The 23,086-nt window shown below is 73.9% G+C and carries 17 protein-coding genes; 6 read left to right on the forward strand and 11 right to left on the reverse strand.

Annotation, left to right across the window (positions count from 1 at the left end):
- Nucleotides 1–36 precede the first annotated feature (36 nt).
- The 3 genes from ACQCO7_RS07295 to ACQCO7_RS07305 are packed head-to-tail and all read right to left on the reverse strand — an operon-like array spanning nt 37 to nt 3,561.
- Complete coding sequence (locus ACQCO7_RS07295) at nt 37–432, reverse strand: DUF742 domain-containing protein (protein WP_010360554.1); 396 nt, start codon at nt 430–432, stop codon at nt 37–39.
- A gap of 1 nt (nt 433) precedes the next feature.
- Nucleotides 434–874 carry a roadblock/LC7 domain-containing protein gene (locus ACQCO7_RS07300; protein ID WP_010360553.1) on the reverse strand — a complete coding sequence of 147 codons (441 nt, stop codon included), beginning with the start codon at nt 872–874 and terminating at the stop codon, nt 434–436.
- The gene (locus ACQCO7_RS07305; protein WP_464071048.1) at nt 871–3,561 is read right to left on the reverse strand and encodes a nitrate- and nitrite sensing domain-containing protein; all 2,691 of its coding nucleotides are present in this window, start codon (nt 3,559–3,561) and stop codon (nt 871–873) included. Before ACQCO7_RS07305 ends, ACQCO7_RS07300 begins: the two co-directional genes overlap by 4 nt.
- A gap of 418 nt (nt 3,562–3,979) precedes the next feature.
- Here ACQCO7_RS07305 and ACQCO7_RS07310 point away from each other — a divergent pair, with 418 nt between their 5' ends.
- Nucleotides 3,980–4,417, forward strand: a complete 438-nt coding sequence (locus tag ACQCO7_RS07310; protein WP_464071049.1) for a hypothetical protein — start codon at nt 3,980–3,982, stop codon at nt 4,415–4,417.
- A 1,057-nt stretch (nt 4,418–5,474) separates the two neighbouring features.
- Here ACQCO7_RS07310 and ACQCO7_RS07315 read toward each other — a convergent pair.
- The 4 genes from ACQCO7_RS07315 to ACQCO7_RS07330 form a co-directional block, all read right to left on the reverse strand.
- Nucleotides 5,475–10,025, reverse strand: coding sequence for a hypothetical protein (locus ACQCO7_RS07315; protein WP_464071050.1), 4,551 nt, complete (start codon nt 10,023–10,025; stop codon nt 5,475–5,477).
- Between the two features lie 79 nt (nt 10,026–10,104).
- Nucleotides 10,105–10,983 carry a hypothetical protein gene (locus tag ACQCO7_RS07320; RefSeq protein WP_050374403.1) on the reverse strand — a complete coding sequence of 293 codons (879 nt, stop codon included), beginning with the start codon at nt 10,981–10,983 and terminating at the stop codon, nt 10,105–10,107.
- An 18-nt stretch (nt 10,984–11,001) separates the two neighbouring features.
- Nucleotides 11,002–12,528: a hypothetical protein gene (locus tag ACQCO7_RS07325; RefSeq protein WP_464071051.1), complete on the reverse strand. Its 1,527-nt coding sequence runs from the start codon at nt 12,526–12,528 to the stop codon at nt 11,002–11,004.
- 71 nt (nt 12,529–12,599) lie between these two features.
- Nucleotides 12,600–13,304, reverse strand: a complete 705-nt coding sequence (locus tag ACQCO7_RS07330; protein ID WP_464071052.1) for a GntR family transcriptional regulator — start codon at nt 13,302–13,304, stop codon at nt 12,600–12,602.
- Between the two features lie 135 nt (nt 13,305–13,439).
- Here ACQCO7_RS07330 and ACQCO7_RS07335 point away from each other — a divergent pair, with 135 nt between their 5' ends.
- The 5 genes from ACQCO7_RS07335 to ACQCO7_RS07355 are packed head-to-tail and all read left to right on the forward strand — an operon-like array spanning nt 13,440 to nt 17,872.
- Nucleotides 13,440–14,699, forward strand: coding sequence for an MFS transporter (locus tag ACQCO7_RS07335; protein WP_464071053.1), 1,260 nt, complete (start codon nt 13,440–13,442; stop codon nt 14,697–14,699).
- Complete coding sequence (locus ACQCO7_RS07340) at nt 14,696–15,565, forward strand: putative hydro-lyase (RefSeq protein ID WP_464071054.1); 870 nt, start codon at nt 14,696–14,698, stop codon at nt 15,563–15,565. Before ACQCO7_RS07335 ends, ACQCO7_RS07340 begins: the two co-directional genes overlap by 4 nt.
- Nucleotides 15,562–16,311, forward strand: coding sequence for a LamB/YcsF family protein (locus ACQCO7_RS07345; RefSeq protein ID WP_464071055.1), 750 nt, complete (start codon nt 15,562–15,564; stop codon nt 16,309–16,311). The genes ACQCO7_RS07340 and ACQCO7_RS07345 overlap by 4 nt, the downstream gene beginning before the upstream one ends.
- 56 nt (nt 16,312–16,367) lie before the next feature.
- On the forward strand, nt 16,368–17,006 hold the full coding sequence (locus tag ACQCO7_RS07350; RefSeq protein ID WP_464071056.1) for a 5-oxoprolinase subunit B family protein: 639 nt from the start codon (nt 16,368–16,370) through the stop codon (nt 17,004–17,006).
- Complete coding sequence (locus ACQCO7_RS07355; protein ID WP_464071057.1) at nt 17,003–17,872, forward strand: 5-oxoprolinase subunit C family protein; 870 nt, start codon at nt 17,003–17,005, stop codon at nt 17,870–17,872. The genes ACQCO7_RS07350 and ACQCO7_RS07355 overlap by 4 nt, the downstream gene beginning before the upstream one ends.
- Nucleotides 17,873–18,014: 142 nt before the next feature.
- On the opposite strand, the gene ACQCO7_RS07360 is transcribed toward ACQCO7_RS07355, so the two are convergent.
- From ACQCO7_RS07360 to ACQCO7_RS07375, 4 genes are all read right to left on the reverse strand, one after another.
- Nucleotides 18,015–18,866: an SGNH/GDSL hydrolase family protein gene (locus ACQCO7_RS07360; protein WP_464071058.1), complete on the reverse strand. Its 852-nt coding sequence runs from the start codon at nt 18,864–18,866 to the stop codon at nt 18,015–18,017.
- Entirely contained in the window at nt 18,863–20,101 is a 1,239-nt protein-coding gene (locus tag ACQCO7_RS07365; RefSeq protein ID WP_464077168.1) for a glycosyltransferase, read from the reverse strand. The genes ACQCO7_RS07360 and ACQCO7_RS07365 overlap by 4 nt, the downstream gene beginning before the upstream one ends.
- A gap of 119 nt (nt 20,102–20,220) precedes the next feature.
- The gene (locus tag ACQCO7_RS07370) at nt 20,221–21,351 is read right to left on the reverse strand and encodes a glycosyltransferase family 4 protein (RefSeq protein ID WP_464071059.1); all 1,131 of its coding nucleotides are present in this window, start codon (nt 21,349–21,351) and stop codon (nt 20,221–20,223) included.
- A 224-nt stretch (nt 21,352–21,575) separates the two neighbouring features.
- Complete coding sequence (locus ACQCO7_RS07375; RefSeq protein WP_464071060.1) at nt 21,576–22,994, reverse strand: HEAT repeat domain-containing protein; 1,419 nt, start codon at nt 22,992–22,994, stop codon at nt 21,576–21,578.
- Nucleotides 22,995–23,086 lie beyond the last annotated feature (92 nt).

Consider the following 23,086-nt stretch of genomic DNA (forward strand, 5'->3'; position numbering starts at 1 on the left):
CCTGCTCACGTCCTCACCCCGTTGTTCCCGCACTGTTCACAGCGCCCGCAGGCCGGTGATCACGTCGCGGAGAATGCTCTCGTCGGGAAGCTCGGCAGGCGGCACCGGACGGTTCACGTGGACGAACTTCTTGTCCACGAGGTCCCCGATGAGCACCCGGACGACGCCGATCGGCAGGTCGAGTTCCGCGGCGATCTCCGCGACCGACTGCGGGGCGACGCGGCACAGGCCGACGATGTCCACGTGCTCCGGGGAGAGCGCGTGGTCGTCCTCCGGATCGCCCGCGTCGGGTTCGGCGACGACCACGGCGATGAGGTCGAGGCGGTGCTGACCCGGGCTGCTCGTGCGCCCGCGCGTCATGGCGTACGGGCGTACGACGGGGCCCGCCTCGTCGTCGAACCAGTGCTTCGTTCCCTGACCGTCTGTGCTCATGTCATCCCACAGGCCCGCCGGACGGCAGGTCGGTGCGCGGCGCGGTCCCCAGGTGCACGCCGACTCGCTTGACCAGCAGGGTCATCTCGTACGCGACCTGGCCGACGTCGGAGTCCGCGTCCGCGAGGACGGCGAGGCAGCTGCCGTCGCCGGCGGCGGTGACGAACAGGAACGCGTCGTCGAGCTCGACGAGGGTCTGGCGGACGCTGCCCGCGTCGAAGTGCCGGCCGACGCCCTTGGCGAGGCTGTGGAAGCCGGAGGCGACGGCGGCCAGGTGCTCGCTGTCCTCCCGGGTGAGGTCCTGGGAGACCCCGGTGGGCAGGCCGTCCCCGGAGAGCACGACGGCCTTGCGGATGCTGGCGACGCGGCCGACGAGCTCGTCGAGGAGCCAGTTCAGCTCGCGCTGCTCGGGCGTGTGGCCGCTCGTCTTCGGTGCGGTCATCGACCGTCCCCCTTTGTCGTTCCTCGTGGTGCTGTGCCGTGGGCGTCGTCGCCCTCGGCGTTCTCCTCGCGCCCGCGCTGCCAGCCGCGCTGGAGCGAGGCCATGCGGTTGCGTACCTGGTCGGCGTCGCGGTCGGCGAGGTCGGTCCGGTCCTCGGTGCGCGAAGCGGGACTCTGGCGGAGCTGCGGGGCCAGGTTGGCCTGCCGGACGCGGCGCGGCAGCGGGCCCGTTCCGGGGGCGGCTTCGGGGCGCGTGCGCGGGGTCTGCGGACGCAGTGGCGTGACGGCCTCCGGGCGCGGGCGCGGGAGGGCCGTCTCGGGGTGGTACCGGTCGCTCTCCCCGAAGCCTCCGCCGGGTACGGCCGGTGCGCCCGGCATCGGCTCGTCCGCGCGCGGCTGGTGGCTGGAGGCGCCCCTGCGGCGCGAGGGCAGCGGAGTGAGGGAGTCACCGGCTCCCTGGTCCCAGGGCGATTCGTGGGACGCCGGGTAGCCGTTGTCGTCCGTACGCGTGCGCGGGTCCTCACCGACCGGACGGCCGTGCGAGCTGACCAGTTTGGGCGTACGGCGCGAGGGCAGCTCCGCGACGGGAGCGGGCTCGCGGTCGGCGCGCCGGCGGCCGAAGAGGGCGTCGTCCTCGGCCAGCGGGAAGTCCAGGCCGACCGGCGCCTCCAGCTCGACGGGGCCGTCCAGGACCGGCGCGGGCATGCCCGGGAGCTGGACCGGGAGTTCCTTCTTGTCCTTCGGCGTGCGCGGGCGGTCGAGGCGGAAGCCGATGCCGTTGGTGTCCGGGACGTCGTCCGTGAGGAGCGTCTCCGGGATGAACACGACGGCCGTCGTCCCGCCGTACGGCGACATCTGGAGGGAGACGCGGACGTTCTGCCGCTGGGCGAGCCGGCTGACCACGAACAGGCCGAGCCGGTCGGTGTCGGACAGCTCGAACTCGGGCGTCTCGGCGAGCCGGAGATTGGCGTCCAGGAGCGCCTCCGGGGTCATGCCGAGGCCCCGGTCGTGGATCTCCAGGGTGAAGCCGTTGGCGACGCGCTCACCGAGCACCTGGACGGCCGTGTGCGGCGGGGAGAACACCGTGGCGTTCTCCAGGAGCTCGGCGACGAGGTGGGTGAGGTCGGCGACGGCGGGGCCGGTGACGGCGATCCGCGGCAGGCGCCGTACCTCGATGCGCTCGTAGTCCTCGACCTCGGCGACGGCCGCGCGCACGATGTCCATGAGCTGGATGGGCTTGCGCCACTGCCGGGAGGGGGCGGCGCCGGAGAGGATCACGAGGCCCTCGGCGTGCCGGCGCATGCGCGTGGTGAGGTGGTCCAGGCGGAACAGGTCCGCGAGTTCCTCGGTGTCCTCCGTACGGCGTTCCATCGTGTCGAGCAGGGTGAGCTGCTTGTGCAGCAGGACCTGGCTGCGGCGGGCGAGGTTCACGAAGACCTCGGAGACGCCGGAGCGCAGTTCGGCCTGCTTGACGGCGGCCTCGACGGCCGCGCGCTGGAGGGTGTTGAGTGCCTGGCCGACCTCGCCGATCTCGTTCCTGTCGTACTCCAGGTGGGGGACCTCGGTCTCCACGTCAACCTGCTCGCCCACGGACAGCCGGCGCATCACGCTGGGCAGCCGTACGGCGGACGCCTCGTGGGCCTCCAGGCGCAGCTGGCGCAGGTCGCGGATGAGGGCGCGGCCGATGCGGACCGACAGGAAGAGCGACAGGAGCAGCGCGATCAGGCCGAAGACGCCGGCGACGACGGCCTTGACGATGACCTCGACGGCGACCGGGCGAACGCGGTCCTGGTAGCGGTCGTTGGCCTGTTCGTCGAGCGTGCCGAGCTGTTCCAGGACGCCGCCGGCGGCGGTGTCCCAGCTGCGGGCGGTGACGCCCTTGGGGACGCCGCCGTCCTCCATCGCGTCGATGGCGGCGCTCTCGGCGCTGCGCAGGGGCGCGGTGCCGGCGCCGGACCAGAAGCTCTCGTAGCGGTCCCGCTCGGCGTCCGGCAGCTGCGGGAGGCTGATCTGGTAGATGACCTGCCGCTGGGCCTGGAGGTCGGAGACGACCCGGCTCTCCTCGTGGCCGATCTTGCCGCTCACGAGGGCCGAGCCGAGGAGGGCGTCCTCGCGGGAGAGCAGCTCCCGCGCGCGGGCGACGGCGACGAGGGCGCGGTACTGCTTGTCCATCTCGACGCTGTCGACGACGTCCAGCTTGGCCAGAAGCGTGTAGCAGGGGTCGATCAGGCGGTTGTACTGGTCGAGGGCCTGGCCGCGGTCGAGGGTGCCGTCCTCCACGCCGCGGCGCAGGGAGGCGACGCCGTCGAAGGCGTCCAGGACGGTGGTGAGGCTCTCGACGTCGTCCTGGTCGAGGTTGTCGCGCAGGTCCGGGTCCTTGGTGTTGCTCCGGATCTCGGTGAACGCCTCGTCCGTCGCCGAGCGCGTACGGCGCAGGGCCGCGAGGGCGTTCTCCGCGTCGGGGTCGGCGAGGTAGACGAGGGTCTGGCGGCGTTCCTGCTGGATGACCCTGACGGTGTCCTCCAGGGGGTACCCGACCTTCTCCATCAGGGACGAGACCGTGAAGAGACGGCTCGCCTCACGGCCGGTGAGGACCGTGGCGAACCCCCAGACCGCCGTCAGGGAAACGAGCGGCACGAGGAGAAGCGCCACGATCTTCCTGCGGATCGACTTCCCGCGAAAGCGCATGGCCTCCCCCAGCTCGGACCCCGTCTGACCGGGGTACGGATGTGCGTCAACAAACGCCGCGAGCCTACTACCGACGCACAGGCAACTCGAAGACCAGTCCGGAGGCCGAACCTCCGCTCCGGGGTCGGGGCGTGGGGAGTTGTCCGGGCATTGCGGGAGATTGCCGTCAGGAATCGGACGCCGGTGGCGCGGCCGTGGCCAAACTGTTCCCTTCCGGGGTTGGCGAGAATTTGTCGGCGCTTGGGAATCTTTCGGGCGTCTCGTTCGTCCTAGTCATCGGGAATGGGGAGCGGAACCGGCCACATGGGCCGCATGCCGCACCTCGGCGGCGTAAATGAGCGCAAGCCGGGCAACCACTGGGGAACCCGGTCTTCGGACCGGGCGAGGGGTCGGCCGGCGGTGGGGAGTGTGACACGTGATGGGCACGGCGCAGAGCAGTCAGACCCGACAACAGCGGACCCGGGCGCGGCCGTTGTGGGTGGAGGAGCCCGCCAAGCGGCGGCGGATGCCGGATCCGGTGCGGACGGCGGCGGTCCGGGCGTTCCTGATCATCGCCGTGACGCTGCTCCAGGCGATGGTCGCGTTCTTCTGCACCATGGCCGAGTCCTGGCTGGCGTTCCCCATGGTGATCAGCAGCGTCGCCAGTACGGTCGTCGCGACCTGGGCCGCCCTCGACGTCTGGGTGACCCGCCAGGTCTGGAACCAGCGCTACGGCGTCGTCTCCGCCCCCAGCAGCACGGCGCGGTCCCTGCGCCGCGAACGCCGGCTGGCCCGCCGCGAGGCGCGGGCCGCGGAGCGGGCGCAGGAGCGGATACGGCGGCAGCAGGGCGGGACGGGGCAACTGTCGCATCCCTGAGGGGAGTTCCGGCGAGGCGGGGGTTGGGGGTACGACGGGCCTGCGCTCCCTTTACGCGGGGCGCAGGGTCGGCTCCCGCAGCGCCGGGGCTGTGGCGGGCTGGCGGGCTGGCGGGCTGGCGGGCTGGCGGGCTGGCGGGCTGGCGGGGCGAGGGTGGTCGCGTCGGTGGTTCGTGTCGGCCTCTGTGGAGGTGGGGGCGTCGTTCGGCAGAGCCGGGAGGGGTCTCATCTCGGCCGATCCTGAGGGGTTGTCTCAACTGGCCGACCCTGGAGGGGGTTTCCTCAGGGGCGGTTCTTGGACGAGGTTTCCCGTGCGCGGGCGGTCCGGCGGGGGCGTGCTGTTCGGGCCGGGACCCGGAGAAACGGCTGGTTTCAGGCTTGGGGTTCCGGCGCGGGCGGGCTAGCGCAGAGCACGCCGATTGAGCCGCTTCGGCTGTCGGAGGGCGTCGTGCTTGGCGGGTTCGGTCTCATGAGAGTGCGTTCAGCCGGTCCGGTGGCCGGAAAGGCGCCGTGCCCGGCCGACCTGGTCCCGGGGAGGGCGTCCTTCAAGGGCTATCCCCAGGAGGGTGTCGCGCTCGGCGGGTTCGGCTCACGCGGGTGTGCTCGGCCGGTCCGATCCCCAGGAGGGCGTCCCGCTGGGCTGGTTCGGCCCCCGCCGGGAGAATGTCCCGCTCGGTCGGCCCGCCCAGGAAACACCCCGCGTCCAGAACACGGTTCCTGGCGCCACCCGGGAGCCCAGAGACAGCACGCCGAGCCTGGCTCCCCAGGACACCCACCGGGCCGATCCCCGGACAAGCCCGACTCCGGCCCGGGGCAAGACTCTTGCTTCCGCACACCCTCCAACAGCCGCGCCTTCTTCCGCCCAACGCCGCCCCAGGCCACTCCCTTGGCCGGGCGCCCCCGAAGCCGCCCTCTCCCACCCCAACAGCCACGCCCGAACCACATCTTGGCCACGGCGCCCTCCAACAGCCGCGCCCGAACCACCCCTTGACCACGGCGCCCCCCTCTTGCCCCCCCCCTCCAACAGCCCTCCCCAGGCCCACCGAAGAGCGCCGCCCCTACCCCCCGCTCGCCACCGGCCTCTTATACATCCGCGTAGCCGTGATCTCCGTATGCGCCGCCTCCCCCGCAGGAGTCTCCCGAGGCAGGCCGGGCCGGAGATGTTCCTCGACGGTGATGTACTTCAGCCCGGCCCTCAGGTCGGCGTCGTTGCGCAGCCGGATGACGAGCGGGAACTCGGCGAGGGCGGTCGTGTCGAACAGCCCCGTCGTGTAGAGGAGCTGGACGCCGAGGGCGTCCGAGACGGCGCGCTGGAGCTCCAGCAGGTACGTCGCGTTGGCGCGGCCGATCGGGTTGTCGAGGAAGAGCGTGCCGGCGTACCGGTGCTTGTCGCGCCCCCGGTCGTTGGACCGCAGCGCGGCCATCGTGCAGTACAGGGCGATGGCGGCGGTGAGGAGCTGCCCGCCGGAGAAGACGTCGCCCATCTGCCCGACGGGCACCCGCTCGGCGCGCAGGACGGCGTCAGGCTTGAGGATCTCGACGGCGACCCCCTTGGGCTGGAGGGCGGCGCCGACTCCGCGCAGGAGCAGGGACATGCCGTCGCGCCGCAGGTCGGAGTTCTTCTTGACGGCGGCCCGCGTGGCGTCGTCCACGACCTCGCCGAGGCGTTCCGTGAGCGTCGCCTGGTCGGGCTCCTCGAACCGGATCCGCAGGAACTCCTGCCCGGACCACTCGCCGAGCCCCTCGGGGAGCCGGGAGAGCCGCTGAGCCGACCGCAGGGTCGCCAGTGCCGACTCCACGAGCCCGCGCAGCCGGTCCACGATGGAGTCGCGGTTGCGCTCCAGCTGGGCCAGTTCGTCAGTCAGCACGCGCAGGCGCGGGGCGAACGCATCGGCCCACTTCTGCGCGTGCTCGGGCAGCGCGGACGCGGGCAACTCGCGGATCTGCTGGCGCGCGGGCGTGCGTACCTGCTCGTAGCGCGTGGAGTTGGCGTGCCGGACGAGGACGTCGCTCGCTTCGCGTACGGCGACGTCGGCGGCGGACAGGTCGCCCGCGCAGCCGCGCAGGGCGCGCCGGGTCTCGGCGGCCGACGCACGGGCGTCCTCCAGGGACCCGGGGTAGGGCTCGGGCGTCTCCTGGTCGTCGTCGGAGGCGTGTTCGCGCAGGAGGTCGCGGAGCATCGCGGCGACCTCGTCGAAGCCGCCGGCGCCGTCCTCGGCGGTGCGGTGCGCGGCGAGAAGCTCGGCGTGCGCGTCCCGCGACCGGGCGAGCGCCTCGGTGCGGGCGGCGAGTTCGGCGGTGGCCGTGCGCAGCAGCGCCTGCGCGTGCTCGGCGTCGCGCGGGACGAGTTCCTCGGACAGCCCGGTGTGTTCCTCGCCCTCCTCGGGGGCGAGGCGTTCGTGCTCACCGCGCAGCCGGCCGAGTTGTTCGCTGGCGGTGGACACGCGGGTCTCCAGCAGCTGGACGAGCTCCTCCGCGCGCGCGGAGGCGGCCTGCCGGGAGGGCCCGTCGGAGCCGTCGGGCGACTGGAGGAGCTGTTCCGCGCGCGTGCGGACCTTGTTGCTGAGCCGGTCGAGTTCCGCGCGGGCGGCGCTCTCGTCGCTCTCCGCGCGCGCCTGTTCGGCCCTGAGGTCGGCGCCGACGCCGACCTTCTCGTACAGCTGCGAGGCGGCCCGGTATGCCTCCCTGAGCGCCGGCAGGGACGCTTCGGAAGCCTGGGAGCCGTCCTCGGGGACGTCGTCGGGAGCGCCCGCGATCTCGGAGCGTTCGGCGCGCAGGGCGCGGGCGGTGCGGCGGGCGTCGTCGGCGGCGCGCTGGGCGCCGCGCCGGTCCTCGTCGGCGGCGCGGGCGCGTTCCAGGCACGCCTGGGCGCGGGCCTCGGACTCGGTGGCCTCGTCGGCGAGTTCACGCAGCCGTACCTGCCAGCCGGCGCGTTCGCGCAGGCGGAAGGCGAGTCCGGCGAGGGCGTCGGCGGCGCGGCGGGCCTTCTGAGCGGCCTCCTGCTTCTCGTCGCGGACCTGGGCGGCCTCGGCGGAGGTCTCCTCGGCCTCCGCGCGCGCGACGCGTGCCTCGGCGAGTTCGGCCTCGGACTCCTCGGCGAAGGCGCGCGCCTCCTCGGCGGCCCGTTCCATCTCGACGAGCCGTCCGGCGGGGCAGCCGGTGCGCCAGGACGCGAGCCGTGCGGACAGTTCGCGGTCCTTGCCGAGGCGGGCGGCGAGGGTGCGGATCTCCTCGTCGCGGGCGGTGGCCCGGGCGCGCAGGGTCTGCCGTTCCTCGTCGGCGGCGTGCTCGTCGTGCATGGCGGGGTTCGGGGGGACGAGGAAGACGCTGTCGTCCTGGCCGGAGGGCGTGGGGGCGAGCAGGGCGGCGGCGGTGCCGACGGCGACCGTGGAGCGGGGCAGCAGGGCGGCTTCGGAGAGCGCCTCGCGTGCGCGGAGGTGCGATCCGGGGTCGGTGATGATGACGCCGTCGACGAGTTCGGGGCGGGCGCCCAGCACGCGCGCGTGGTCGGTGGGGTCGACGGACTGCGCGAGGTAGCGCCAGCCGGGCAGGGCGGGGATGCCGTGCTCGCCGAGGAACTCGACGGTGGCCAGCACGTCGGGGCCGGGCGGCAGGAGGCCGCCGTCGCCGAGGGCGCCGAGGATGCGGGCGTCGTCGGCGGCGGCCGTGCGCAGGTCGAAGAGGTGGCGTTCGGCGGAGGTGACGGCGTCGTCGAGAAGCCCGCGCAGTTCGTCGGCGTACCGGTCGAGATCGGCGGCGGACAGCGGTTCGCTGCTGAGGAGTTCGGCGAGCCGTTCCTCGGCGGCGAGCGCCTCGGCGATGCGCTGTTCGGCCTCGTACGAGCGTCCGGCGGCCGTGGAGGCGTCGGCGGCGCGGGCGGCGGTCAGTTCGGCGCGGGACTCGGCGGAAGCGGCTTCTCGGGCCGTCTCGGCGGCCCGGCGGGCGGCTTCGCGGGCGGTGTCCCAGGCGGCGACGGCGCTCTTCTCGGCGTCGCTGGCGGCGAGGGCGGCGCGCGCTGGGTCGGCGTCGGGGGAGCTGTCGTCGAGCCAGCCCGCGCGGACGGCCTCGGCGATCTCCTGCTCGACCTCGGTGAGGCGCTGGCGCAGGTGCTGGGCCTCGCTGCGGGCGCGCTGGGCCTCGGTGGCGGCGGTGGTGTTGTCCCGGTAGGCGGTCTCGCTGACGTCCTGGAGGGCCGCCGAGCGTTCCTCGCCCTCGTTGGCGAGGGCTTCGGCGCTCTCGGCGGCGGCGTGCAGGGCGCGGACGAGGTCGACGGCGGCCTTCGCGCGCGCGGCGAGTGCCGGGGCGGCGTCCCGTTCGGCCTCCTGGATCGCGGCGGACACGCGCGTGACGCGGTCGGTGGCGGCGCGGTGGCGCAGGGCGGCTTCGGCGGCCTGCCAGGCGGAGTGCAGGGTGCGGGCGTCGGCCAGTTCGCGCTTCTGGGCGGCGGCGGACTTCTCGGCGGCGGCGAGCGCCAGGGAGGCGTGCCGGAAGGCGAGTTCGGCGGCGGTCAGCGCGCTGCGCTCGCGGGCGCCCTCGGAGTGGGTGACGGCGTAGGCGGCGGCCGTCACCCGCTGGGCGAGGTCGGCGGCGCGCGCCCGTTCCTGGACGCCGCGCGCGGACAGCCGGCGCGCCAGCGCGCGTGTGCGGCGCTCGGCGGCGGAGTGGACCTCCCGCGTACGCGCGCGGGTGTCGGCGGCCTCGACGATCCGTCCGAGGAGGTCGACCGACCCGGCGGTGAAGTCGCGTTCGGCGATGAGTTCGGCGCGCCGGCCGAGCTTGTTGCCGAAGCCGCCGACGAGGTCGGCGAGGCCGTCGGTGTCCCGGGTGTCGGTGACGGCGCGCAGCAGCAGGTCGGTGAAGTCGGAGTCCTTCTTGACGGCGAAGAGACCGGCCGCCTCGCCCTCGTCGGCGTTCATCTCGCGCTGGTAGCGGAAGAGTTCGGGGTCGAGGCCCAGCTCGGTGAGGTGCTCGACCCACCGGTCGTGGATCTCCTCCCAGTGGACCTCCAGGTGCGGGTACGCCTTGTCGGCGTCGGTGACGGCGTCCCGGAACCCCTTCATGGTCCGGCGGCGTCCCTGCGCCCCGGAGGCGCCCTCCACGGGCGCGCGTACGGCGGTGGACTCGGCGACCGGCAGGCTGTCCAGGGAGAGGCCGGGTCCCGGCCGGAAGGAGTACCAGGCCTCGGCGAACTTGCGGGGGTCGTTGGAGACCTGCCGGCCGCGCCATTCGCTGACCTTGCCGACGACGACGCACTCGCCGGTCAGGACGTGCTGCCATTCCAGGGCGACGTGTCCGCAGTCGTCGGCGAGCAGGAACTTGCGCAGGACGCCGGAGGAGGCGCCGCCGAGGGTGTTGCGGTGGCCGGGCAGCATCACCGAGAAGATCAGCTTGAGCAGGACGGACTTGCCGCCGCCGTTCTCCAGGAACAGCACGCCCGCGGGTGCGGGGCGGCGCGGCGGGCCGATGGGCTCGTCCTGGAAGAACTCCGCCTGGGTGGGCGCGGGGTCGGGCACCACGTCGCCCACCCCGCGCAGGTCGAGCACGGTGTCGGCATAGCGCGCACCGGCTGGGCCGATGGAGTAGAGGCGGACCCGGGACAGCTCGTACATGGCGGCTCTCGTCGTTGAATCTCGGTGGTGGATCGTCGGCAGGGTTTGTCAGTGGATCGTTTTCGGAGGCGGAAACGGTTCACGCGTGGAACGGCAGTCCGGCGTCGGCCACCAGGTCCAGGTCCTCGGTCTCCTCGGCGGGCATCAGCGTCGGTGTGCCGTCGGTCACCGGCACGACGCCGAGTTCCAGCAGTTCGGCGAGGGCGGCGCTGCCGGCCATGTCCCGTACCTGGAGCTGGTAGCGGGCGGTGGTGCGGTAGGTGCCGCCGTTGTCGTCGCCGGTGCGCTGGAGGAACCCGGAGTCGGTGAGGAAGGCGACGGCCTTGCCGACGATGCCGGTGGTGGACCCGGCGAGGCGGCGGGCGTCCTTCGTCGCGCCGGTGGCGCTGCGGCGCGTCCACACGCGCCAGGCGGACTCCAGGCCGGGCGCGTCGGTCGCCGGGTCGGTGTTCTCGCCGTCCTCGGCGGCGCGCTCCTCCAGGCGCCGGCATGCCTGCCGTACGAAGGCGTCGACGCCGTGGACGCTGACGCGGCCGATGTACCCGTCGTCGGCGAGGTCCTCCGGGCGGGGGAAGGCCAGGGCGGCGACGGCGAGGTGGGCGAGGCCGTGCAGGAAGCGGTCGCTGCCGTCGGCGGACGTGCGACGCGCGTAGTCGCCCATCCGGACGGCGAACACGGAGTCCTCGCCGGCGGTGACAGCCATCCCCGCGCGCGGGGACACCTCCAGGACCACGAGGCCGAGTCCGGTGGCGACGGCGTCGGCGAGCCGCGCGAAGGCGGGGTCCTCGCGGTAGCGGCGCAGCAGTTCGGCGTACTCCTGGTCGCGCGCGGGCTGCAGTTTCGGCTGGAGTCCGAAGGCGACGAGCCGGGCGGCGTCGGCCGCGTCGGCGGGGGTGACGGGGGCGGGTGCCTGAGGTGCGGGAGTTTCCGGTTCACTCCACTCGACGGGCTCATTCACGACAAGAACTCCAGAACATCAAGCCGCCTCGGTCCGATCCGCGGCCATTCCAACAGCGTCCAACAATGCGGTTCCGACGATCAGGTCCGCGCCACCGAATTCGGGGTCGTCCAGTTCCGTGCCGTCGTCCACGGCGAACAGCAGTTTCTCCTCGCCCTGCCGGTAGGCCGTCCCCACCGCCGGGCTGGCGGCGTGCACGGCCAGCAGGGCGACCAGGTACGGCAGTTCGGTATCGGCTCGCCGGGCCTCGGCGAGCAGGCCGGAGAGCCTGCGGGGGGCGTCGGCGGGGAGGTCGAGGAGCGCCTTGGCGGCGGCCAGCTGCTCCTCGCTGAACCGGCTGTCGTCCGGGGTGGCGATGAGGTCCGGCTCGGGCATCTCCGCGCCGAGGTTCTCGCGCTCGACCGGGGGCGTGAGCAGGATCTCGACGAGGTCGGCGACCCGTACGGAGACCGGCGTGCGCATGCCGGCGCCCTTGGCGAAGAACGCCCCGGTGACCCGGCTCGCCTGTTCCAGCGGCAGCGGCAGCACGGGCGCGACGAGATGGCCGTAGAGGTCTATCCCGGAGGACGTCATGGGCGTCGAGAAGGCCTGCCGGTCCTGTTCCGCGCGGAACAGCGGGCCGGCCTCCAGGAGCCTCGACTGCAACTGCGTGTGGCGGCGGATGCAGTCCTTGACGATGTCGACGAGTTCGGCGGCGCGGCGCTTGTTCTCGGCGTCCTCGATCTCGTCGCGTGCCTTGCGGATGTTCGTGAGGATCGCGTTCTCGTGGCGGTACCGGTCGGCGACGTGGTCGAGGGCCTCCGCGATCATGTCCGGTACGGCGTTCAGCCAGTCGACCGCCCGCACGTTGCGCCGGGTCGCCTCCAGGGCGCGGCGGAGGGTCTCGGAGTACTGCACGGTGCGGTAGCGGGCCTGCTCGGCGGCGAGCTGCGCGTCGGCGAGCCGGCCGCGCCGGACGAGGACTTCGAGCTTGACCTCGGCGGCGATCTGCGCGCTGGTGACGTCCGTGTCGAGGGCGCCGACGAGGACGTTGACCGCCTCGTCCGTCGTCCGCAGGTAGACGGCGCCGTCGAAGCCGGGGACCTCCTCGACGAGCTTGAAGTCGTAGTCGCGGCGCACATAGCTGCCGTCGGCGGCGAACGTGCCGTACACCGCGCGGAAGCCGCGGTCGACGCTGCCGACGTTGATCAGGTTCTCCAGGACCCAGCGGGCCACGCGCTCGTGCTCGGCGGCGGGGCGCTCGGGGGCCTGGGCGGCGATGCGGGGCAGCAGGCGGGCGACGACGTGGTCGTGGTCGGCGCCGGTGTCGAAGTCCATGTTCAGGGTGACCAGGTCGATCGCCGAGAGAGCGATCTCCGCCATGCCGTACACCGAGTACTCGCCCGCGAGATTGGCCTTGCGGACGTCCAGGTCGTGCAGCGGGGCCGTGCAGGCGAGCGCACGCAGCCGACGCGCCAGGCCCTCGTCGGCGGCCGGGCCCGGTGCGGGACGCGGCGCCGCGCTGAGCTGGGGCGGAACGCGGTCCGTCGATGCAGGCGAAGTCACGGTGCACAGACTAGGTCCTCGGTCTGACAACGACCCAAACGCCGGGGTGCACCGGTGGATCCCAGGGCGCACTAGGGCATGTCAGACACACGGCGTTCGTACGCCTCCGTCACTCGTTCGCGTGAATCCCGGAGGTAGACCGCCAGCAGCCGCTGCGCCCCGTCCCGGTCGCCCGCCCGGAGCGTTTCGAGGATCTGGTGGTTGCGCGTCAGGTACGGCTCGTGCAGCGCGCGCGGGTCGTCGACCAGGTGGAAGGCGAGGCGGAGTTCGGCGAACACGCCGCGCATGAACTCGTCGGTGCGCTCGCTGCCCGCGAGGGCGACGAGGGCGCGGTGGAAGTGGATGTTGGCGGTGCCCAGCGATTTCCAGTCACTTTCGCGCAGCGCCGACTCCCCCGCGGCGACCCCCGCGGCGAGCGCGTCGAGCGCGTACGGCGGCTCGCCGAGGCCCCGGACGACGGCGCACTCGATCAGCGCGCGCGTGCGGTAGATGTCCTCGACGTCCTCGACCGTCAGGACGCGCACGAAGACACCCCGGTTGAGTTCGTGGACGAGCAGCCGCTCGTGGGTGAGCAGCCGGAACGCCTCGCGCAGGGTGTTGCGGGACACCCCGAGGGCGCCGCCGATGCTGTCCTCGGAGAGCCGGGTGCCGGGCAGGAAGTAGCCCTCGGCGATGCGGCTGCGCAGGATGTCCGCGACCCGCTCGGCCGTGCTGGTGCGCCCCAGGAGCGCGCGATCGTCCGCCAGTCCCGTCAGTGGTTCCGCCCGCTCCGTCATGCCCGGAATTCAATCGCAGACATCTCAACGAAACAACGTGGGTATTGAAGGATCGTTCAACGATCCTCTACCTTGCTATGCATCCTGGCCAGGTCCCGCACGGCTCATCCCCACGCACTTCCCGCGAGGTGACCCATGAGCACGACCGACACCCACTCCCCCACGACCGACGCCGACAACTGGCTGCACGCACTCGGGCCGAAGGGCCGGCGCGCCTTCGCGGGCGCGTTCGGCGGCTATGCCCTCGATTCGTACGACTACTTCACGCTGCCGCTGAGCATGGTCGCGCTGGCCGCGTACTTCGGCCTGGACAGCGGCCAGACCGGCCTGTTCACCACCGTCACCCTGGTCGTCTCGGCGGTCGGCGGCGCCGTCGCGGGCGTGCTGGCCGACCGCATCGGACGCGTGCGCGCGCTGATCATCACCGTCGTCACGTACGCCGTGTTCACCGTCGCCTGCGGCTTCGCGCCCACGTACGAGACGCTGCTGGTCTTCCGCGCCCTCCAGGGCCTCGGCTTCGGCGGCGAGTGGGCGGTCGGCGCGATCCTGGTCGCCGAGTACGCGAGCGACAAGCACCGGGGGCGCACGCTCGGCGCGGTCCAGTCCTCCTGGGCCGTCGGCTGGGGGCTCGCCGCGATCGTCTACACGCTGGTCTTCTCGGTCGCCGACGACGACCTCGCGTGGCGCGTGATGTTCTGGACGGGCGCGCTGCCGGCCGTCCTCGTGCTGTGGATGCGCCGCCGCGTCCAGGACGCCCCCAGGGCGGTCGCCGTACGCGAACAGAGCGCCCACAGGGGCTCGTTCACGACCATCTTCAAGAGGCCGCTGCTGCGGACGACCCTGTTCGCCGGGCTGCTCTCCACGGGCGTGCAGGGCGGCTACTACACGCTGGCGACCTGGGTGCCGACGTACCTGAAGAACGACCGGAACCTGTCGGTCGTCGGGACGGGCGGCTATCTGACGTTCCTGATCTCGGGCGCCTTCCTCGGCTACCTGACCGGTGGTTACCTCACCGACCGGCTGGGCAGGCGGCGCAACATCTGGGTGTTCGCGCTCCTGTCGGCGCTCTGCGTCCTGGCGTACGCGAACATCCCGCACGGCGCGAACACGCTCCTGCTGGTGCTCGGCTTCCCCCTCGGGTTCTGCATGTCGGCCATCTTCAGCGGCTTCGGCTCCTACCTCGCCGAGCTGTACCCGACGGCCGTGCGCGGCACCGGGCAGGGCTTCACGTACAACACCGGCCGCGCGGTCGGCGCCGTCTTCCCGACCACCGTCGGCTTCCTCGCCGACAGCTGGGGCGTCGGCGGCGCCCTCGTCTTCGGCGCGATCGGCTACGGCATCGCGGCACTCGCCCTCCTGGGCCTGCCGGAGACCAAGGGAAGGACACTGACGTGAAAGCGACTTCGTACGACCGTCCGGTGGCCGCCGTCGACCCGCGCGCACGCGCGTGGAGCCCGAAGACCGCCCGCGCCCGCTTCCGGGAGGGCCTCGCGGGGCCCACGGCCGGCGTATCGGCGGGCCACACCCAGGCCAACCTGATCGCCGTCCCCGCCGACTGGGCCTACGACATGCTGCTGTTCTGCCAGCGCAACCCGAAGCCGTGTCCCGTGCTCGACGTGACGGACGCGGGCTCCTGGACGACCCCGCTCGCCCAGGGCGCCGACCTGCGGACCGACCTGCCGCGCTACCGGGTGTGGCGGGACGGCGAGCTGGTGGACGAGCCGACGGACGCGCGCGCGTACTGGCGCGAGGACCTGGTGGCGTTCCTCATCGGGTGCAGCTTCACGTTCGAGTCGGCGCTGTCCCGGGCGGGCGTCCCGATGCGCCACACCGAGCAGGGCCGCAACGTCCCGATGTACATCACCGAGCGCCCCTGCCGCCCCGCAGGGCGCCTGTCGGGCCCCCTGGTGGTGTCCATGCGCCCGGTGCCCGCCCGGCACCTGGAGACGGCCGTACGGGAGACCGGGCTGCTGCCCGCCGTGCACGGCGACCCCGTCCATCTGGGCGACCCGGCGGGGCTCGGCATCGCCGACCTCGGGCGGCCCGACTTCGGCGACCCGGTGGACGCCGGGCCGGACGACATCCCGGTGTTCTGGGCCTGCGGCGTCACCCCGCAGGCGGCGGTCATGGCCTCGCGCCCGCCGTTCGCCCTCACGCACGCGCCGGGACAGATGTTCCTCACGGACGCGCGCGACGATCATTACCGCGTGGGCTCCCCCTACCTCGACCCCGGCCTCGGCCTCCGGCAGGAGACAGCATGATCGATCTGAACGCCGACCTCGGCGAAGGCTTCGGCCGCTGGCGGCTCACCGACGACGAACAGCTCCTCACCGTCGTCACCAGCGCCAACGTGGCCTGCGGCTTCCACGCCGGGGACCCGGTCACCATGCGGCGCGTGTGCGCGCTGGCGGCCGAGAAGGGCGTGACGATCGGCGCGCAGGTCTCCTACCGGGACCTCGCCGGGTTCGGGCGGCGCGCGATGGACGTGCCGGCCGACGAGCTCGCCGCCGAGGTCGCTTACCAGATCGGCGCCCTCGACGTCTTCGCGCGGGCCGCGGGCGCGCGTGTGGCGTACGTCAAGCCGCACGGCGCGCTCTACAACCGGATCGTCCACGACGAGGAACAGGCGCGCGCGGTCGTCGACGGCGTCCTCCTCGCGGGGCCCCTGCCGGTGCTCGGCCTGCCGGGCTCCCGCTTCCTGGAGCTGGCCGAGCGGGCGGGCCTGACCGGGGTGCCGGAGGCGTTCGCGGACCGCGCCTACACGGACGCGGGGACGCTCGTCTCGCGCGCGCAGGAGGGGGCGGTCATCCACGACCCCGAGACGGTCGTCGAGCGTTCCCTGGCGCTGGCCACGTCGGGGCACGTGGTCTCCCGGACGGGGGGTTCCGTCGCGGTCCGGGCGCGGTCGTTGTGCCTGCACGGGGATACGCCGGGGGCGGTGGATCTCGCGCGCAGGGTGCGCAGGCGGCTGGAGGAGGCGGGCGTGCGGGTGGGGGCGTTCGCGTGAGGAGCGTTACGGTCGAGGGGAGAGGCGCGAGTACGGGCCGACCGGGAGACACACCCATGAGCACCAACCTCCGCATCCTCCCCGTCGGCGACGACGCGCTCCTCGTCGAGGTGCCCTCCGGCGCCGAGGCCGAGGCGCTGCACGCCGAGTTGAGCCGTCGCCGGTCCGCCGGACTGCTCACGGTCCGTGAGCTCGTCCCCGCGGCCCGTACGGTCCTCCTGGACGGCCTCACGGACCCTTCCAGGCTCGCCGCCGAGCTGGTGGGCGCCGAGATCCCGCCGGTCGCCGCGCGGACCGAGACGGCCGTGGAGATCCCGGTGCGCTACGACGGTCCGGACCTGGCCGACGTCGCCGCGCACTGGGGTGTCGCCGAGGAAGAGGTCGCCCGCATCCACGCGGCCACCGAGTTCCGCGTCGCCTTCTGCGGCTTCGCCCCCGGTTTCGGGTACCTCACGGGCCTGCCCGCGCGTTACGACGTCCCCCGCCGCGGCACGCCCCGCACCGCCGTCCCCGCCGGCTCGCTCGCCCTCGCGGGGCCGTACACCGGCGTGTACCCGCGCTCCTCGCCGGGCGGCTGGCAGCTGATCGGTACGACGGACGCGGTGCTGTGGGACCACACGCGCGTGCCGGCCGCACTGCTGTCGCCGGGGACGCGCGTGCGGTTCGTTGCGGTGGACCGGGGAGCCCGTACGTGACCGATCGTGCTCTCGCCGTCGTCCGCGCCGGTGCCCTCACCACCCTCCAGGACCAGGGCCGTCCCGGTCACGCCCACCTGGGCGTGCCGCGCTCCGGTGCGCTGGACCCCGGTACGGCCGCCCTCGTCAACCGGCTCGTCGGGAACCCCTCCTCCACGGCCGTCCTGGAGACCACCCTCGACGGCTGCGCGCTGCGCCCCCGCTGCACGGTCACCGTGGCCGTCGCGGGCGCGCCCTGCGCGGTGACCGTGGACGGGCGTCCGGCGCCCTGGAGTGCCCCGGTCCACGTCCCGGCCGGAGCCCTGCTGGAGGTCGGCGCGGTGACGTCCGGTGTCCGCTCGTACGTCGCCGTCTCGGGCGGCTTCCTCGTCGAACCGGTCCTCGGCAGCCGCTCCACGGACCTCCTGTCGGGCCTGGGGCCCCCTCCCCTCACGAACGGCACGGTCCTCCCCCTGGGCAGCCCGTCGCCCCCCTCCGCGCGCGTGGACACGGCCCCTCGGCCGGCGCCGCCCACCGAACTGGTCCTCCGCGTCACCCCGGGCCCCCGCGCCGACTGGTTCACTCCCCGGGCCCTCGAAACGTTCACCACGCGCGCGTACCGCGTCTCCCCGGCCAGCAACCGCATCGGTCTGCGCACCGAAGGTCCCGTCCTGGAGCGGTCCCGGCCCGGTGAACTCGCCAGCGAGGGCATGGTCCTGGGCGCCGTGCAGGTCCCGCCCGACGGGCATCCGGTCGTGTTCCTCGCCGATCACCCGACCACCGGGGGGTATCCGGTGATCGCGGTCGTCCGCGCGGGAGACCTCGCGGCGGCGGCTCAGGCGGTGCCGGGGACGCCGGTGCGGTTCGTGGGGGTGCGGCGGCGGTGAGGGGGTGACGGCGGGGCGTTCGCGGGGCGCCGAGCTTCATGCCGTGAACGTTCACGAGGCCCAGCGGACCGCCGCCGTGAACGCTCACGCGCCTCCCTCTCCACCCGCTCACCCCTCCGTGAACGTTCACGGCCCCGCTCACTCAAGCCGCGTCCACCCGCCCCTCCCCCACCGAAACCGCCCCCAACGCCGCCGAAACCGCGGCAGCGGCCCGCAGATCCAACCGCGCACTGGTCCCCCGCGCGCGGTGGCGCAGTTCGTCGGCGGCCAGAGTCAGCAGCTGGGGCAGCAGATCGGTGCACCGCCGGGCCACCCACGCACTGCCCTGGGTGGCGAGCCACCACAGGCCGGCCGACCGGGTCGGCACCGGGAACTCGGGGTCCGGGGACGGCGCGGACCCCGTCGCCCGCCCCGACTCGGAGAGCAGCGCGTAAAACCGTGCCGCGAGCTGCCGGTGCCCCCGTTCGCCGGGGTGCAGCCGGTCGGCGCTCCACATCGTCCGGTCGCTGATCCAGGCGCCCTCGGCGGCGTGGAGATGGACGGCGCCGTGCCGCTCGGACAGGGCGTGCACGACCGCGTTGACGGCCCGCTGGCGCCGGGCCAGGGGGCGGGCGAGGGCGCCCGGCAGGCCCAGCATCTCGCCCGGGTCGGGCAGGCACGCGGTCAGCAAGGTCACGCCCCGGCGCGCGAAGGCGCCGTACACCGTGTCGAGCCGGGCGGCGACGGCGTGGATGTCGAAGGTGCAGCGGAGGGTGTCGTTGACGCCCACGACGACGGAGGCGACGTCGGGCCGCAGCGCCAGGGCCGTCGGGAGCTGGCGCTCCGCCACGTCCCGGGTCTGCGCCCCGCTGACGGCGAGGTTGGTGAACGTGACCGGCTCCCCGCTGAGCCCGCCCGCGAGGAGCGCCGCCCAGCCGCGCCAGCCGTCGCCCACGGGGTCGCCGACCCCTTCGGTCAGCGAGTCCCCGAGGGCGACGAAACGGACGGGGTTCACGCGAGGCTCCGGGAGACGCCGGAACGGGACGGGACCGTCGCACCGGACACGTCAGGACGAGACGGCCCCGTCCCGTCGTCACGATCAGGACGAGACGTCACCCTCCCCGCCCCACCGGAACGGCACGGCACCGCCGCATCGTGAGCGGCGAGGAACGCGTCCACCGCCCCCTCCCATCCGAAGCACTCCGCCCGCGCCCGCGCCTCCCCGCGCCGCTCCCCCTCGCCCCGCGCGAGAAGCGACTCGACGGCGTCCGCGAACGCCTCCCCCCGGTCGGCGGCGACAGCCCCCGCGCCCCCGATCACCTCGGGCAGCGCGGACGAGGCGCTGACCACGACCGGCGTCCCGCAGGCCATGGCCTCCAGCGCGGCGAGCCCGAAGGTCTCGGCGGGCCCGGGGGCGAGGCACACGTCGGCGGACGCCTGGAGCGCCCCGAGGACGCCCCGGTCGCCGACGTGCCCGAGGAACGTCACCGGCAGCCCCTGGGCCCGCTGTTCGAGGCGGGCCCGCAGCGGCCCGTCCCCGGCGACGACGAGCCGGGCCGGGACGCCCCGCGCGCAGAGCGCCTCCAGGGCGTCCAGCGCCGTACCGGGCCGCTTCTCCACGGACAGCCGGGTGCAGGTGACGAGGAGCACCTCGTCGGCGCGCGCGTACCGTTCCCGCAGGGCGGGGTCGCGCAGCGAGGGGTGGCGCTGGACGAGGTCGACGCCGAGCGGGGCGCGGACGACGTTGCGGGCCCCGATACGGACGAACTCCCGCTCGGCGAACTCGGTGGTGCACACCACGCGCGCGTAGGTGTGCGCCGTACGGACGTTGAGGGCGTCGGCGGTACGCCGGGCAGCGCCCTCGGGCAGGCCCCAGGTGCGCAGGACGCCGTCGGCGGTCTCGTGGGAGACCATCACGGCGGGCACGCGCGCGCGGCGTGCCCAGCGGCCGGTCCACCTGAGGGTCGTCCGGTCGGAGACCTCCAGCCGGTCGGGGCCGAGGTCCTCCAGGAGGCGCGCGACGCGGCTCTTGTCGGTGAGCACGCGGTACCCGCCGGTCCCGGGGACGACCGGCCCGGGCAGGCTGATGACCCGCCCCTGCTCGGTGTCCTGGTCGGTGTGACGGGGTCCGGGAACGATCAGCACAGGCTCGTGCCCGGCCTCCTGGAACCCCTTGCCGAGCTCGCGCAGGGCGGTCCGCAGCCCCCCGGAGGCAGGCGCGACGAAGTTGGCGAGCCGGACGATCCGCAGCCCCTCACCGTTACGGACGGTCCGCGCGCCCGAAGCCTCACGCGCGCGCCGGAGCGCGCCGGAAACTCCGCGCGCCTCCTCGGACACAGGCGCGCCCAGGCCCTCGTTCCGCTCCCCGTTCACGCCGCCACCGCCTGCCGGCGACGCGCGGCCAGCACGTCCGCGTAGTGCCCGATGAGCTGGTCCCCGACGGCGGCCCAGGTCCGCCCCTCGACCATCGCGCGCGCGGCGGCGCCGTACGACGCCCTGCGCGCGGGATCGGCGGCGAGGGCGGCGACGGCGTCCCGTACGGCGTCGCGGTCGCCTGCCGGGAAGAGCAGCCCCGTACGCCCGTCGGCGACGAGGTCGAGCGGTCCGCCGGCGGCGGGTGCGACGACCGGGACGCCGCTGGCCATGGCTTCCTGGACGGTCTGGCAGAACGTCTCGAAGGGTCCGGTGTGGGCGAAGACGTCGAGGGAGGCGAAGATCCGGGCGAGTTCGTCGCCGGTGCGGCGGCCGAGGAAGACGGCGCCGGGGAGCTGCTCGGCGAGCGTGGGCCGGCTGGGCCCGTCGCCCACGACGACGACCTTGACGCCGGGGAGTCCGCAGACGCCGGAGAGGAGTTCGATGTGCTTCTCGGGGGCGAGCCGGCCGACGTAGCCGACGATCGTCTCGCCGTCGGGCGCGAGTTCGCGGCGGATCGCGTCGTCGCGGAGGTCGGGACGGAACCGCACCGTGTCGACGCCACGGGGCCAGAGCTTCACGCGGGGCACGCCGTGGGCGGCGAGGTCGTGCAGGGAGGCGCTGGAGGGCGCGAGGGTGAGGTCGGCGGCGGAGTGGACGGAGCGGATGCGGCGCCAGGCGGCGGCCTCTCCGGCGCCCATGTAGGTGCGGGCGTATCCGGCGAGGTCGGTCTGGTAGACGGCGACGGCGGGGACGCCGAACTTGGCGGCGGCTGCCATGCCGCGCACGCCGAGGACGAAGGGGCTGGCCAGGTGGACGACGTCGGGCCGGTGCTCGACGATCGTCGCGGCGAGGCGCCGGCTGGGGAGGGCGACGCGGACCTGGGGGTAGCCGGGGAGCGGGAGGGAGGGAACGTGGACGACGGGGCAGGGCGCCGAGGCGTCCGGCCGGTGTCCCGGCGCGGGGGCCGGGGCGACGACGACGGGGGCGTGACCGCGATCTACGAGGTGCCGGGCGGTCTGGAGCGCGCAGTGGGCCACGCCGTTCACGTCGGGGGGAAAGGATTCGGTCACGATGACGACACGCATACGGGTGTTGTCTCCGCGCCGGACGTGAACGCGTCAAAGTGGATCTTTCCGAACGACGAACGCCGCGTGAGCGTTGAGCTGCACACCCGAGCAGGTCAGACGGTGTCCATGTCCGTCTGACCCGAGGGTCGTCGCCCGTTCACCCGGCGGGCGGAAGGGGGCCCGTTCCGATCACACCGGGGAGCCTGTTCCGGTCAAGAACGATCACACGAAAACAGGGGCGGTCACATGGCGGCCGGGTCCGGCCCGATCCGGCTCCGTACGGCCGTCTGGACCTCCGCCTCCTCGGCGGGGTCGGCGGCGAGCCGGCGCAATCGCTCCACCACGCGCGCGTCGCCGGTCTCGGCGTGCCGGGCGGCGACCTCCCGGGTGGTCTCCTCGCAGTCCCAGAGGCATTCGACGGCGAAGCCGGTGGCGAAGGAGGGGTCGGTGGCGGCGAGCGCCTGTGCGCAGTGGCCGCGCAGATGGGAGGAGGCGGTCTCGCGGTAGATGTGCCGCAGGACGGGGGCCGCGCAGACGATGCCGAGCCGTCGGGCGCCGTCGATCAGGGGCCACAGGGTGCTCGCGTCGCACCCCTCCCCCCGTACGGCCTCGCGCAGGGCGCCGAGGACGAGGTCGCTGTCGCGGGTGGCGCCCCGGCAGGCGAGGACGCGTCCGGCGGCGGCGCCGAGCGGGTCGGGCCGATGGACCCACCCGCGCGCGCGGTCGACGGCGGCGACGCTGCGCATCCGCTCGAAGGCGTCGACGGCGGCCTCGACGACGGGGGTCGTGCCGGTGGCGACGGCCTGTTCGACGAGGTCGAGGACGTCGGGGTCGTGGCTGTCGGCGAGATAGCGCAGGGCGGTACAGCGGGCGCCCTCGGTGCCGTCCTGGGCGGCCCTGAGGATCTCGGGGCGGTCCTCGGGGCCCGCGACGGCCGCGAGGCAGCGAGCGGCGGGCACATGGAGCGCGGCGCCCCGCTCGACGCCCTGCTGGGCCCACTCGAAGACGGCGGCGACGCTCCAGCCGGGGCGTGGCCCGCCGGGACTCATCTGGCGCTGCCAGCGGTCGAAACAGCCGGTCTCCTGGGCGGCGCGCACCCGCGCGGAGACGTACTCGCGCGGATCCTCGGCCCACAGCCGCCAGGGCCGGGGCTCGAAGGCGTCACGGACGGTCGCGGCGAGTTCGGCCTCGCCCTCGGCGTCGGTGGCGAACCGGGCGAGCACGGGCATGGCGAGGGCACGCAGGCCCGTGTCGTCGTCGCGCAGGGCGAGTTCGTCGAGGGCCCAGGCCCAGTTGGCGCCCGAGGTGGCGTACCGGCGCAGCAGCCACAGGGCGTCGCGCCTGCCGTAGGAGGCGAGGTGGCCGAGGACGGCGAGGGCGAGGCCCGTGCGGGACTCCTCGGTGTCGAAGGCGTCCTCGGCGTCGAAGAGATGCGCCTCGATGTCGTCCAGCTCGCCGTTCAGGTCGAGGTAGAGACGGGCGTAGTACAGGGAGCGGTTCTCCACCTGCCAGTCGTGGCGGGGATCGCGCAGCACACAGTGGTTCAGGGCCGCGAGCGCTTCGGCTCGCGGTGCGGTGAGCGCGTGCAGCGTGCCGTCGCCGCGACCCCTCTGGAGGAGGCCGAGCAGGGTTCCGCTGGGCGCTATGACCGGATCGAACATGGGAAACAGCCTCACATCAAGCGTCGACGCAACCGGGGATCGTGCATTACCTGGCCGCGTGACAACACGTCGGGGCGCCCGCCGTCTCTTGC

The sequence above is a fragment of the Streptomyces saintjeani genome (assembly GCF_055409605.1).

Coding starts and splice junctions, on each gene's coding strand:
- ACQCO7_RS07295 (WP_010360554.1), bottom strand. CDS start 432: ATGAGCACAGACGGTCAGGGAACGAAGCACTGGTTCGACGACGAGGCG.
- ACQCO7_RS07300 (WP_010360553.1), bottom strand. CDS start 874: ATGACCGCACCGAAGACGAGCGGCCACACGCCCGAGCAGCGCGAGCTG.
- ACQCO7_RS07305 (WP_464071048.1), bottom strand. CDS start 3,561: ATGCGCTTTCGCGGGAAGTCGATCCGCAGGAAGATCGTGGCGCTTCTC.
- ACQCO7_RS07310 (WP_464071049.1), top strand. CDS start 3,980: ATGGGCACGGCGCAGAGCAGTCAGACCCGACAACAGCGGACCCGGGCG.
- ACQCO7_RS07315 (WP_464071050.1), bottom strand. CDS start 10,025: ATGTACGAGCTGTCCCGGGTCCGCCTCTACTCCATCGGCCCAGCCGGT.
- ACQCO7_RS07330 (WP_464071052.1), bottom strand. CDS start 13,304: ATGACGGAGCGGGCGGAACCACTGACGGGACTGGCGGACGATCGCGCG.
- ACQCO7_RS07335 (WP_464071053.1), top strand. CDS start 13,440: ATGAGCACGACCGACACCCACTCCCCCACGACCGACGCCGACAACTGG.
- ACQCO7_RS07345 (WP_464071055.1), top strand. CDS start 15,562: ATGATCGATCTGAACGCCGACCTCGGCGAAGGCTTCGGCCGCTGGCGG.
- ACQCO7_RS07350 (WP_464071056.1), top strand. CDS start 16,368: ATGAGCACCAACCTCCGCATCCTCCCCGTCGGCGACGACGCGCTCCTC.
- ACQCO7_RS07370 (WP_464071059.1), bottom strand. CDS start 21,351: ATGCGTGTCGTCATCGTGACCGAATCCTTTCCCCCCGACGTGAACGGC.
- ACQCO7_RS07375 (WP_464071060.1), bottom strand. CDS start 22,994: ATGTTCGATCCGGTCATAGCGCCCAGCGGAACCCTGCTCGGCCTCCTC.